The sequence below is a fragment of the Streptomyces sp. NPDC029216 genome, assembly GCF_040648015.1.
GTDB lineage: Bacteria > Actinomycetota > Actinomycetes > Streptomycetales > Streptomycetaceae > Streptomyces.
This window is the reverse complement of the sequence record NZ_JBEZWL010000193.1, coordinates 1-12402: the sequence shown is the minus strand read 5'-3', so window position 1 is coordinate 12402 and position 12402 is coordinate 1. Positions and strand designations below refer to the sequence as shown.

General features: G+C 73.4%; 10 protein-coding genes. 8 read left to right on the top strand and 2 right to left on the bottom strand.

What is annotated here, in order from left to right; all coding sequences use genetic code 11:
• Positions 1-271: 271 nt before the first annotated feature.
• Positions 272-1435: a cysteine desulfurase family protein gene (locus AB0F18_RS36015; protein ID WP_362068709.1), complete on the top strand. Its 1164-nt coding sequence runs from the start codon at positions 272-274 to the stop codon at positions 1433-1435.
• A gap of 9 nt (positions 1436-1444) precedes the next feature.
• Here the strand turns inward: AB0F18_RS36015 and AB0F18_RS36010 are convergent, their stop codons facing one another.
• Positions 1445-2101: an N-acetylmuramoyl-L-alanine amidase gene (locus tag AB0F18_RS36010; RefSeq protein WP_362068706.1), complete on the bottom strand. Its 657-nt coding sequence runs from the start codon at positions 2099-2101 to the stop codon at positions 1445-1447.
• A gap of 68 nt (positions 2102-2169) precedes the next feature.
• Between AB0F18_RS36010 and mnmA the strand changes: the two genes are divergently transcribed.
• Positions 2170-3303 carry a tRNA 2-thiouridine(34) synthase MnmA gene (gene mnmA / locus AB0F18_RS36005; protein WP_362068703.1) on the top strand — a complete coding sequence of 378 codons (1134 nt, stop codon included), beginning with the start codon at positions 2170-2172 and terminating at the stop codon, positions 3301-3303.
• Positions 3304-3340: 37 nt separating this feature from the next.
• Here the strand turns inward: mnmA and AB0F18_RS36000 are convergent, their stop codons facing one another.
• Positions 3341-4264, bottom strand: a complete 924-nt coding sequence (locus tag AB0F18_RS36000; RefSeq protein WP_362068700.1) for an NADP-dependent oxidoreductase — start codon at positions 4262-4264, stop codon at positions 3341-3343.
• Positions 4265-4389: 125 nt separating this feature from the next.
• Between AB0F18_RS36000 and AB0F18_RS35995 the strand changes: the two genes are divergently transcribed.
• From AB0F18_RS35995 to AB0F18_RS35970, 6 genes are all read left to right on the top strand, one after another.
• Positions 4390-5451 (top strand): helix-turn-helix domain-containing protein, encoded by a 1062-nt coding sequence (locus AB0F18_RS35995; RefSeq protein WP_362068697.1) that lies wholly within the window; start codon positions 4390-4392, stop codon positions 5449-5451.
• Positions 5452-5505: 54 nt separating this feature from the next.
• The gene (locus AB0F18_RS35990) at positions 5506-5850 is read left to right on the top strand and encodes a DUF1330 domain-containing protein (RefSeq protein WP_362068694.1); all 345 of its coding nucleotides are present in this window, start codon (positions 5506-5508) and stop codon (positions 5848-5850) included.
• A gap of 65 nt (positions 5851-5915) precedes the next feature.
• Positions 5916-6605 (top strand): SDR family oxidoreductase, encoded by a 690-nt coding sequence (locus tag AB0F18_RS35985; RefSeq protein ID WP_362068691.1) that lies wholly within the window; start codon positions 5916-5918, stop codon positions 6603-6605.
• Positions 6602-7585, top strand: a complete 984-nt coding sequence (locus AB0F18_RS35980) for a methionine synthase (protein WP_362068688.1) — start codon at positions 6602-6604, stop codon at positions 7583-7585. The genes AB0F18_RS35985 and AB0F18_RS35980 overlap by 4 nt, the downstream gene beginning before the upstream one ends.
• Before the next feature lie 31 nt (positions 7586-7616).
• On the top strand, positions 7617-9818 hold the full coding sequence (gene ligA / locus AB0F18_RS35975) for an NAD-dependent DNA ligase LigA (RefSeq protein WP_362068685.1): 2202 nt from the start codon (positions 7617-7619) through the stop codon (positions 9816-9818).
• A 356-nt stretch (positions 9819-10174) separates the two neighbouring features.
• Positions 10175-12355: a bifunctional diguanylate cyclase/phosphodiesterase gene (locus tag AB0F18_RS35970; protein ID WP_362068682.1), complete on the top strand. Its 2181-nt coding sequence runs from the start codon at positions 10175-10177 to the stop codon at positions 12353-12355.
• Positions 12356-12402 lie beyond the last annotated feature (47 nt).

Sequence of the window (12402 nt, the reverse complement as noted above, 5' to 3'; positions counted from 1 at the left end):
GACAGTCCTTGTCTTTCCGGGGCGGGACGGGCTGTCAAGGGTGGAGCGCAGCGACATCGCGAAGCGACGCGACCGAAGGGAGCGCCCTTGACAGGCCGGCCCGAACCGGAAGGACAGTGGGACTGACGGGAAGCCCCCAGCCCCTCCCTGAGACCGCCCCGCCGAAACCCCGCCACCCCCCGACCCCGCCCCACCCCCAAGCCCCCCCGCCCCGTACAACCGCCCCCGGGCGGGCCCCCTCGGGCCGGGGGGCTCGTAGAATCAAAAAATCATGGCCTACCTCGACCACGCCGCGACCACACCGATGCTCCCGGAAGCCGCCGCGGCGATGACCGCGCAGTTCGCCGCCACCGGTAACGCCTCCTCCCTGCACGCCGCCGGCCGCCGCGCCCGCCGTACCGTCGAGGAGGCCCGCGAGGCCCTCGCCGACGCCCTCGGCGCACGCCCCAGCGAGGTGGTCTTCACCGCGGGCGGCACCGAGGCCGACAACCTCGCCGTCAAGGGCCTCTACTGGGCCCGCCGCGACGCCGACCCGGCCCGCACCCGGATCCTCGCCAGCCCCGTCGAGCACCACGCCGTCCTCGACGCCGTCCACTGGCTCGCCGAGCACGAAGGCGCCGACGTCGAGTACCTCCCCGTCGACCACCACGGCCGCGTCCGCCCCGAGGCCTTCCGGGAAGCCGTCGAGCGCAACCCCGACGACCTCGCCCTGGCCACGGTCATGTGGGCCAACAACGAGATCGGCACCGTCATGCCGGTCCGCGAACTGGCCGCCGTCGCCCGGGAGCACGGGGTCCCGCTGCACTCGGACGCCGTCCAGGCCGTCGGACAGCTCGACGTCCGCTTCGGCGACAGCGGACTCGCCGCGATGACCGTCAGCGGCCACAAGATCGGCGGCCCCTACGGCATCGGCGCCCTGCTCCTCGGGCGCGACCAGACCCCCGTCCCCGTGCTGCACGGCGGCGGCCAGGAGCGGCACGTCCGCTCCGGGACCCTCGACGTGCCGGCCATCGCCGCCTTCGCGGTGGCGGCCGTCCTGGCCGCCGAGCGGCGCGAGCGGTTCGCCGCCGAGATCGGCGCGCTGCGCGACGAGCTGATCGCCGCCGTCCTGGCGGCCGTCCCCGACGCCGTCCTCGGCGGTGACCCCGTCGACCGGCTCCCGGCCAACGCCCACTTCAGTTTCCCCGGCTGCGAGGGCGACTCCCTGCTGCTGCTCCTGGACGCGCAGGGCATCGAGTGCTCGACCGGCTCCGCCTGCACGGCGGGCGTCGCCCAGCCCAGCCACGTCCTGCTCGCGACGGGCACCGACCCGCAGCTCGCCCGCGGCACCCTGCGGTTCTCCCTGGGGCACACCTCCACCAAGGAGGACGTCGCGGCGGTGGCGGCGGCCATCGGCCCGGCCGTGGCCCGGGCCCGCACGGCAGGCCTCAGCTAGCGCCCCCCCTCAGCCGCCCAGGGCCGCGAGCTGTTCCCGGACCTGCCGCAGGTACCGGTCCCAGTCCCAATGCGGTCCCGGGTCGGTGTGGTCGGCGCCCGGGACCTCCGAGTGGCCCAGGAAGTGCGTGCGGTCCACCGGTATGCGGTACCTCCGGCAGACGTCCGCCGCCAGCCGGGCCGACGCCGCGTACATCGCGTCCGTGAAGTCCTGCGGCCGGTCGACGAAGCCCTCGTGCTCGATGCCGACGCTGCGCTCGTTCATGGACCGGTTCCCGGCGTGGAAGGCCACGTCCAGCTCGCGCACCATCTGCTCCACATGCCCGTCCTGGCGCACGATGTAGTGCGCCGACGCCTTGTGGAAGGGGTTCTTGAACGCGTCCACCGACGAGGCGAAGTCCCCCTGTGTGACATGGATGACGATCCGGTCCACCCGGTAGTCGTCGGGCCGGTCCGCCATCCGCCAGTTCGCCGGCGAGGCCGCCGTCCAGCTCACCCCCGCGTGGTCGACGGCGCCCTCCTGCCGCGGCTTGCTCACCCCCGGCAGCAGCCACCAGGCCCGCTCGATCTGCTCGTGCTCCGCCAGCGCCCCCACGACGAGCACCCCGAGCCCGCCGAACAGCACCGCCCGACGGGTCCGGCCCCCGCCCTTCCCCTTTTCGGTCATGTGATCCACCCCCCACCGCCGATAACGCGCTGTGACCCCGCGCGGTTCCCCGTACTCTGGAAGGCGCTATGACTGAGAACCTGCCGCGCACCACCCGCCCCCTCCGCGTCCTGGCCGCCATGTCCGGCGGCGTGGACTCCGCCGTCGCCGCCGCGCGTGCGGTCGAGGCGGGGCACGACGTCACCGGCGTCCACCTGGCGCTCTCCGCGAACCCGCAGTCCTTCCGGACCGGCGCCCGCGGGTGCTGCACCATCGAGGACTCCCGCGACGCCCGCCGCGCCGCCGACGTCATCGGCATCCCCTTCTACTGCTGGGACCTCGCCGAGCGCTTCCGCGAGGACGTCGTGGAGGACTTCGTCGCCGAGTACGAGGCCGGGCGCACCCCGAACCCCTGCCTGCGCTGCAACGAGAAGATCAAGTTCGCGGCGCTGCTCGACAAGGCCCTCGCCCTCGGCTTCGACGCCGTCTGCACGGGCCACTACGCGACCATCGTGGAGAAGGAGGACGGCACGCGCGAGATGCACCGCGCCTCCGACATGGCCAAGGACCAGTCGTACGTCCTCGGCGTCCTCGACGAGAAGCAGCTGGCCCACGCCCTCTTCCCGCTCGGCGACACGGTCACCACCAAGGACGAGATCCGCGCCGAGGCCGAGCGCCGGGGCCTGGCCGTGGCGAAGAAGCCCGACAGCCACGACATCTGCTTCATCGCCGACGGCGACACCCAGGGCTTCCTGGCCAAGCGCCTGGGCAAGGCCGAGGGCGACATCGTCGACGAGGCGACCGGCGAGAAGGTCGGCACCCACGACGGGGCGTACGGCTTCACCATCGGCCAGCGCAAGGGCCTGCGCATCGGCCACCCGGCCCCCGACGGCAAGCCCCGCTACGTCCTCGACATCTCCCCGGTGAACAACACCGTCACCGTCGGCCCCGCCGAGGCCCTCGACGTCACCGCGCTCACCGCGATCCGCCCCCGCTGGTGCGGCGCCACGCCCGCCCCCGCGGGCACCTACACCGCCCAGCTGCGCGCCCACGGCGGTGAGACCGAGGTCTTCGCCGAGGTCGTGGACGGGGAGCTGCGCGTCCGCTTCACCGAGCCGGTCCGCGGCGTGGCCCCCGGCCAGGCGATCGTGCTCTACGACGGCACCCGCGTGGTCGGCTCCGCCACGATCGCCACGACCACCCGGGCCACCGCCGCCGTCTGATCCGGGTCCCGGGGCCCGGGGTGCCGGGTCTCGGGTCTCAGGCCACCGTCAGGACGATCTTGCCGGTGGTCCGGCCCTGCTCGCCGATCTCGTGGGCCTTGCCGGCCTGCTCCAGCGGCAGCACCGTGTCCACGAGCGGCTTCAGTGCGCCGCTGTCGGCCAGCGCCGCGATCTCGCGCAGCCCGAGCCGGTCCGGCTCGACCAGCACAAAGTCCGCGCGGAAGCCGCGGGTGTCGGCCGGGACGTCGTCCGGGCCGGGCAGGGTGATCAGCCGGCCGCCCTCGCGCAGCACCGAGAGGGAGCGCTCGGCGATCTCGCCGCCGAGGCCGTCCAGGACCACGTCCACGTCCGAGACGACGTCCTCGAAGGCCACCGCGCGGTAGTCCACGACCTCGTCCGCGCCCAGCGAGCGCAGCAGCTCGTGCTTGCCCGCGCTGGCGGTGCCGATCACGTACGCCCCGCGCGCCTTGGCGATCTGCACCGCCAGGTGCCCGACGCCGCCGGCGGCCGCGTGCACCAGGACCCGCTCGCCGGGGCGCACGTCCGCGGTGTCCACCAGCGCCTGCCAGGCGGTCAGGGCGGCCAGCGGCAGGGCGGCGGCCTCGACGTGGCTCAGCGAGGCCGGCTTCGCCGCCAGCTGCCGGGCGGGGGCGACCACGTACTCGGCGTAGCCGCCCGCCTGCCGCGGGAAGAGCGGCATGCCGTACACCTCGTCCCCGGGGGCGTAGAGGGTGACGCCGGGGCCGACCGCCTCGACGGTGCCGGAGACGTCCCAGCCCACCATCGGGGTCTCGCCCCAGGCGATCAGGGCCCCGCTCGCACGGGTCTTCCAGTCGACCGGGTTGACGCCGGCCGCGTGGACGCGGACCAGGACCTCGCCCAGGCCGGGCTCCGGCCGGTCGATCTCCCGCTCGACGAGGGTCTCGGGGCCGCCCCACTCGTTCACGACGATCGCACGCATGTCTACTGCCTCTTTCCGACTGATTCCGTACTTTTCCGGGCCTTGCCCGGCGACATCACTCAGATTCGGGCCTCGCGCACCCCAGCAGTATTGGCCGTCTGGCCACTATGTGACAGGATCTGGCCATGAGCGAGGAACCCACGGCACCCGGCGCACGCACCGTCCCCGGCGGCAGCGGCCCGCAGGGCCGGCACCTGATCGCGGTGCTCGCCCTGCCCGGCTTCCCGCCCTTCGAGCTCGGAATCCCCTCACGGGTCTTCGGCCAGGCCGTGGACGAGGCCGGCGAGCCCCTGTACGAGGTCGTGGTCTGCACCGCCGACGGCGAGTCCGTCCCCAGTGACTCCGGCTTCACGCTCCAGCCCGCCGCCGGCCCCGAGGTCCTCGCCGCCGCCGACACGGTGATCATCCCGCCCACCCACGCCATGCCCGAACTGGCCCTCGGCGGCCCGCTCCCGCCCGCGGTGGCCGCCGCCATCGCCGGCATCCGGCCCGGCACCCGCCTGGTCTCCATCTGCTCCGGCTCCTACGTGCTCGCCGCCGCCGGACTCCTGGACGGCCGGCCGGCGACCACCCACTGGAACCTCGCCCCCGAGTTCCGCCGCGCCTACCCCCGCGTCCTGGTCGACGAGGAGGTCCTCTTCGTCGACGACGGCGACGTCCTGACCTCCGCCGGGGTCTCCGCCGGCGTCGACCTGTGCCTGTACCTGATCCGCCGCGACCACGGCGCCGCCGTCACCAACCGGGCCGCCCGCATGTGCGTCGTACCGCCCTGGCGCGACGGCGGGCAGGCGCAGTTCATCGACCGGCCGGTCCCCGAGCCCACCGTGGCCACCACCACCGCCACCCGGGCCTGGGCCCTGGAACGGCTCGCCGAACCGATCTCCCTCGCCGAACTCGCCGCCCACGCCCGGATGAGCCTGCGCACCTTCACCCGGCGCTTCCGCGACGAGGTCGGCATGACCCCCGTCCAGTGGCTCACCGCCCAGCGCCTGGAGATCGCCCGCCACCTGCTGGAGTCCAGCGACCTCCCCGTCGACCTGGTCGCGCACCGCTCGGGCTTCGGCTCCGCCAACTCCCTGCGCCAGCACATGCGCACCGCCTTCGGGGTCTCCCCGATCGGCTACCGGCGCACCTTCCACCCCCACACCATGACCTCCGGGGTAATCGCCACGGCCGACGCCCGCTGACAGCATCGGTGCAACGGCCGGGACCGCCCCGGCGCACCGTCAGGGGAGACCGACATGACCGCGTACGCCATCGCCCACCTGCGCCGGCCCACCGTCAACGAGGACGTCCTGCGCTACATCGAGGAGATCCAGGCGACCATGGACCCCTTCGGCGGCCGCTTCCTCGTCCACGGCAAGGAGGTCGAGGTCATGGAGGGCCCCTTCCCCGGCACCGTCGTCATCATCGGCTTCCCCGACATCGAGCGGGCCCGCGCCTGGTACGCCTCCCCGGCCTACCAGGCCATCCTCCCGCTGCGCACCGACCACATCCCCGGCGAGGCCGTACTCGTCGAGGGCGTCCCCGCCGACTACGACGCCTCGGGACGGGCCGCCGCCCTCCGCGCGGCCGCCGGACTGTAGGCCCGCCGGCGGGAGCGGCGTACCGAGGCGGCGGCGGGGGCCGGGCGGATGCGAGCATGGGCCGTATGCCTACTCACCTGATCACCGGCGCCGGATCCGGCATCGGCGCCGCCGTCGCCGCCCGCCTGCACGCCCGCGGCGACGACCTCATCCTGCTCGCCCGCGACGCCGCCCGCGCCCGGCAGCTGGTCGAGCGCTACCCCGGCGCCCGGACCCTCGTCGGCGACCTCGCGGACCCCGACCGGCTCTCCTGGGCCTTCTCCAAGCAGCCCATGCCCGAGCGGATCGACTCCCTCCTGCACATCGCCGGGATCGTCGACCTCGGCCCCGTCGGCGAGCTGCGCCCCAAGACCTGGCACCAGCAGCTCAACGTCAACCTCATCGCCCCCGCCGAGGTCACCCGCCTCCTGCTGCCCACCCTGCGGGCCTCCAAGGCGACCGTCGTCTTCGTGAACTCCGGCGCCGGCCTCAACGCCCACGCCGACTGGAGCGCCTACGCCGCCTCCAAGCACGGCCTCAAGGCCCTCGCCGACTCCCTGCGCGCCGAGGAGCGGGCCAACGGCGTCCGCGTCACCTCCGTCTACCCCGGCCGCACCGCCAGCCCCATGCAGGCCAAGGTCCATTCGCAGGAGGGCAAGGAGTACGACCCCTCGGCCTGGATCGACCCCGAGTCGGTGGCGACCACGATCATCATGGCCGTCGACCTTCCGCGTGACGCCGAGGTCAACGACCTGACCGTCAGGCCCGGCCGATGACGGCGAGCGCCACCGGTGTGGGTTCCCTCCCGGGCGGCGACGCCCGGGAGGCGGCCAAGACCGCGACGGGGTCCTTCGAGGACTTCCCCTACCTGCCCGAGCTGCCCGCGCGCGGGCCCGGCGCCGACATGATCGGCCGCTCCCTCGGACTGCTCGTCGACCTGTACGCGCACGTCGAGCCCAGCGGCTGGCGGATCAGCGACCGCCCGGGACGCGACACCCGGCGGGCCCGCTCCTGGCTGGGTGAGGACCTCGACGCCCTGGAGGAGTTCACCCAGGGGTACACCGGCAAGCTCAAGGTCCAGGCCGTCGGACCGTGGACCCTGGCCGCCGCCCTGGAACTGCACGGCGGCGAAGCCGTCCTCCAGGACGCCGGGGCCTGCCGCGACCTGGCCGCCTCCCTCGCCGAGGGCATGCGCGGCCACCTGGCCGACGTCCGCAAACGCGTCCCCGGCGCCGAGATCGTGCTCCAGTACGACGAGCCCTCGCTCACCGCCGTGCTGCTCGGCCGCGTCCGCTCCGCCAGCGGCTACCGCACCTACCGGGCCGTGGACCGGCAGGTCGTCGAGAGCGGCCTGCGCGACCTGTTCGCCGTCCACGACGGGGAGGTCGTCGTGCACTCCTGCGCGCCCGACGTCCCCTTCGCGCTGCTGCGGCGGGCCGGAGCCGCGGCCGTCTCGTTCGATTTCTCCCTGCTTACCGAGCGCGAGGACGACGCCATCGGCGAGGCCGTCGAGGGCGGGATGAGACTCTTCGCCGGAGTGGTGCCGGGCACCGACGGCCCGTTGTCGGACCCGGGCGGTAGCGTCATGGGTGTCAGGAAGCTTTGGCGCAGGCTGGGGCTGGCCCCGGGGACTCTCGCCGAGTCCGTCGTGGTCACCCCGTCGTGCGGTCTGGCGGGCGCCTCGCCCGCGTACGCCCGCGCGGTGCAGGCCCACTGCGTCAGGGCGGCGAGGTCGCTCGCCGACAACCCTGAGTGACGGTCGAGGACGGGCCACGGGAGGACACGGCATGGCAGCCGAACAGCAGGACATGGCAGTACCGACGGCGGCGCGCGAGCAGCACCAGCTGCTCGCGGAGCAGGTCGAGGAGCACCGCTTCCGGTACTACGTGAACGACCAGCCGGTCGTCAGCGACGCCGAGTTCGACCAGCTGCTGCGCTCGCTGGAGGCCCTGGAGGAGCAGTACCCCGAGCTGCGCACCCCCGACTCGCCCACCCAGAAGGTGGCCGGGGCGTACGAGACGGACTTCGCCTCGGTCGAGCACCGCGAGCGGATGCTCTCCCTCGACAACGCCTTCGACGACGAGGAGCTGGCCGCCTGGGCCGAGCGGGTCGCCCGGGACGTGAACACCCCGGACTACCACTACTTGTGCGAGCTCAAGGTGGACGGCCTCGCCGTCAACCTCACCTACGAGAACGGCCGCCTGACCCGCGCCGCCACCCGCGGCGACGGCCGCACCGGTGAGGACATCACGCCCAACGTCCGCACCATCGCCGAGATCCCGGACCGCCTGAAGGGCGACCGGGTCCCGGCCCTCGTCGAGATCCGCGGCGAGGTCTACTTCCCGATGGAGAAGTTCGAGGAGCTCAACGCCCGCCTCGTGGAGGCCGAGGGCAAGCCCTTCGCCAACCCGCGCAACGCCGCGGCCGGTTCGCTGCGCCAGAAGGACCCCAAGGTCACCGCGACCCGCCCGCTGCACATGGTGGTGCACGGCATCGGCGCCCGCGAGGGCTTCGAGATCGAGCGCCAGTCCCAGGCGTACGAGCTGCTGCGCGAGTGGGGCCTGCCCACCGCCCAGCACAACGCGGTGGTGTCCTCCCTCGCCGAGGTGCGCGAGTTCATCACGCGTTTCGGCGAGAACCGGCATTCCGTGGAGCACGAGATCGACGGGGTCGTCGTCAAGCTCGACGAGATCGCACTCCAGGGCCGGCTCGGCTCCACCGCCCGCGCCCCGCGCTGGGCGATCGCCTGGAAGTACGCCCCCGAAGAGGTCAACACCAAGCTCGTCGACATCAAGGTCGGCGTCGGCCGCACCGGGCGCGTCACCCCGTACGCGCAGGTCGAGCCGGTGACGGTGGCCGGCTCCGAGGTGGAGTTCGCGACCCTGCACAACCAGGAGGTCGTCAAGGCCAAGGGCGTCCTCATCGGGGACACCGTCGTCCTGCGCAAGGCGGGCGACGTCATCCCCGAGATCCTCGGACCCGTGGTGGACCTGCGCGACGGCAGCGAGCGCGAGTTCGTCATGCCGACGGAGTGCCCCGAGTGCGGGACGGCCCTGCGCCCGATGAAGGAAGGGGACATCGACGTCCGCTGCCCCAACGGGCAGACCTGCCCCGCCCAGTTGCGCGAGCGCCTCTTCTACCTGGCCGGCCGGCAGTCCCTCGACATCGAGAACTTCGGCATGGTGGCCGCCGCCGCCCTCACCGGACCGCTGGAGCCGGCGCAGCCGCCGCTGCTCGACGAGGGCGACCTCTTCGACCTCACCATCGAGGACATCCTCCCCATCAAGGCGTACGTCCGGGACCCTGACAGCGGACTGCCCAAGCGGGACCCGAAGACGGGCGAGGAGAAGATCGTCACGGTCTTCGCCAACCAGAAGGGCGAGCCGAAGAAGAACGCCCTGGCCATGCTGGAGAACATCGCGGCCGCCAAGCAGCGCCCGCTGGCCCGCATCATCAACGGCCTGTCCATCCGGCACGTCGGCCCGGTCGCCGCGGAGGCCCTCGCCCGCGAGTTCCGGTCGATCGACCGCATCGAACAGGCCACCGAGGAGGAGCTGACCGCGACCGAGGGAGTCGGCGCGATCATCGCGGCCTCCCTCAAGGAGTGGTTCGCCGTCGACTGGCACCAGGAGATCCTGCGCAAGTGGCGGGCGGCCGGCGTCCGGATGGAGGAGGAAGGTTCCGGCGAGGAGGAGCGGCCGCGCCCGCTGGAGGGCCTGACCGTCGTCGTCACCGGCACCCTGCAGAGCCACACCCGGGACGGAGCCAAGGAGGCCCTGCAGAGCCGGGGTGCCAAGGTCACCGGCTCGGTGTCGAAGAAGACCTCCTTCGTCGTGGTCGGCGACAACCCCGGATCGAAGTACGACAAGGCCGTCCAGCTGAAGCTCCCGGTCCTCGACGACGCCGGCTTCGCCGTCCTCCTCGAACAGGGGCCCGACGCGGCCCGGGAGGCGGCGCTCCCGCTGGACGGCGGGGCCGCGGGGGAGTAATACCGCGAACGGATGCGCGGCGTGCGGCCGTAAGGGCGGGCGCACGCCCGGCGCGGTGCCCGGTGGCAAACGGCCGGTACATGGCTGGTCGGAGGCCGGTGAGCTGTCGGATCATCGGAGGGGTGACGGGGGGGTCCTGGTCCAAACTCACCCGTTCGGCGGATACCGTACTGATGAGGATGGCTGGGTCGCATTCGGGCAACCACCGCCGACTGCTGCCCCTGGGAGCCTCTCCCGTCCTACTGTTGTGGGGTGCGCCTGTCGTGCACGGCTGCCTGATGTGCCTTCCAGCCGTGATGGCATGACATCGGGGCCATCGCGTGACATCGGCATCGCCGGCTGTGAGAGGGACGGGCATGAAACCCACCGAAAGCGCCGACCCGTCACCTGAATTCGGCGGGGAACCCCCGCCCTTGCGGGCGGGCCGACTCGGTGTCCTGGGTGCCAGGACACCGGAGACCCGTCCCCTGGACAGCGGAGCGGGACAGCAGCGGCGCACCGCGCTGCCCCTGGTCGTCGTCGGCCTCTCCGCCGTGGTGCTCGCCGGCGGGGTCGTCTCCGCGCTGACCGCCCGTCAGGCGCTGTTCCCCGGCGGATCGGTCGGCTGGGCGCTGGCCCTGCTCACCGGCATCATCGTCGGCCACCTCGTCGCCCTCGGCCGGGACCGCTGGTGGGGCGGTACGGGCTCGGGCGCCGCCCTCACCCTCGGCGTGCTCATCCTCTACGGCTGGGTCCCCGCCGGACTCGTCTCCCTGGCGGTGGTCTCCCTGGTCGGGGCCGCCCGCCGGCACCGCTGGCGGCAGGGCCTGCTGCACGGCTCCGTCGACATCCTCGGCATCGGCGCGGGGGCCCTCGTCCTCGCCGCCTTCGGCGACGCGCCGACCGTGGAGTCACCGTGGCTGCCCACCACCTGGAACCTGGCGGCCGCGCCCGAGGTGGCCCTGGTGGCCGTCTCCTACCTCCTCGTCACCCGGGTCCTGCTGTGGTTCGCGTTGACCCCGCCCGGCGGCGGCCTCCCCACGGTGGCCCGCACGGCCCTGCTCCGCCAGGCCCTGGTGGCGGCGGCCCTCCTCGGCATCGCCCCGCTGATCTGCGTGGTCGCCAGCACCCAGCCGGTGCTGCTGCCGCTGTTCGCCGTACCGCTCATCGCGCTCGACTCCACCCTGTGGATCGCGCGGGCCCGCGCCGAGGAGCAGCTCCGCGACCCGCTGACCGGGCTGCCGAACCGGCAGTGGCTGCTGGAGCGGACCTGGTCGGCGCTGGACGAGGCTGAACGTTTGGGCACCCGGTCAGCTCTTGTACTGATCGACCTGGACCGCTTCCGCGCCGTCAACGACACCCTGGGCCACCTGGCGGGGGACCGGCTGCTGCTCCAGATCGCCGCCCGGCTGCGCGAGGCCCTCCCCGAAGACGCCGAGGCGGCCCGCCTGGGCGGGGACGAGTTCGCGGTCCTCCTGCCCACCACCGACTCCACCACCAGCGCCCAGCGGGTCGCCCGCCACCTGGTCGCCGAGCTCAGCTCCCCGCTGGACCTCGACGGCCTGACCCTGGTCCTGGAAGCCAGCGCCGGTCTCGCGGTCTTCCCGGACCACGCCCTGGACGCGGAGGGCCTGCTGCGGCGGGCGGACGTCGCCATGTACCAGGCGAAGCGGGACCGCACGGGCGTCGAGGTCTACGAGTCCAAGCGCGACAGCAACACGCCCGACCGCCTCGGCCTCCTCGGCGACCTCCGCCGCGCCCTGGACGCGGGCGAAGTGGAACTCCACTACCAGCCCAAGGTCCGCTTCGACGGCCAGGTGGCCGGCCTGGAGGCCCTGGTCCGCTGGGTCCACCCGGAACGCGGCCGGGTCCCTCCCGACGAGTTCATCGCGATCGCCGAGACCTCGGGCCTGATGCCGCACCTGACGGAGTACGTCCTGGAGACCGCCCTGGCCCAGGTCGCCCGCTGGCGCGCCCAGGGGCTGAAGGTCCCGGTCGCGGTCAACGTCTCCCCGCGCGACGTCCACACCCCGGGCTTCGCGGGCGCCGTGGCGGCCCGCCTGGCCCGCCACGGGGTGCCCGCGAGCGGCCTCCAGCTGGAGATAACGGAACACGTCCTGCTGGAGGACCCGCAGCGCGCGGCCGACACCATGGCGGGCCTCACGGGCCACGGCGTGAAGATGTCCCTGGACGACTTCGGCACGGGCTACTCCTCCCTGGTCCACCTGCGCCGCCTCCCGGTGAGCGAGCTGAAGATCGACCGCTCGTTCGTCGCCCGTCTGGCCGTGGACGCCCAGGACGCGGAGATCGTCCGCTGCACGGTCGACCTGGCCCACTCCCTGGGTCTCCTCGTGGTCGCGGAAGGCGTCGAGGACGACGAGACGTGGGAACGCCTCCGCGACCTGGGCTGCGACGCCGTCCAGGGCTGGCTGGTGGCCGCGGCGATGCCCCCGCAGGAGGCCACGGCCTGGCTCCTGGCCCGAGGCGAACGCGGCTGGCGCCGCCCGGCCGACATCACGGCGGAACTCGCCATCACGGCCGACACCCCGGCCCAGTAGCGCCTCGAACACCGGCGGGGCTGGAATTCGCGCAGCGAATTTCCAGC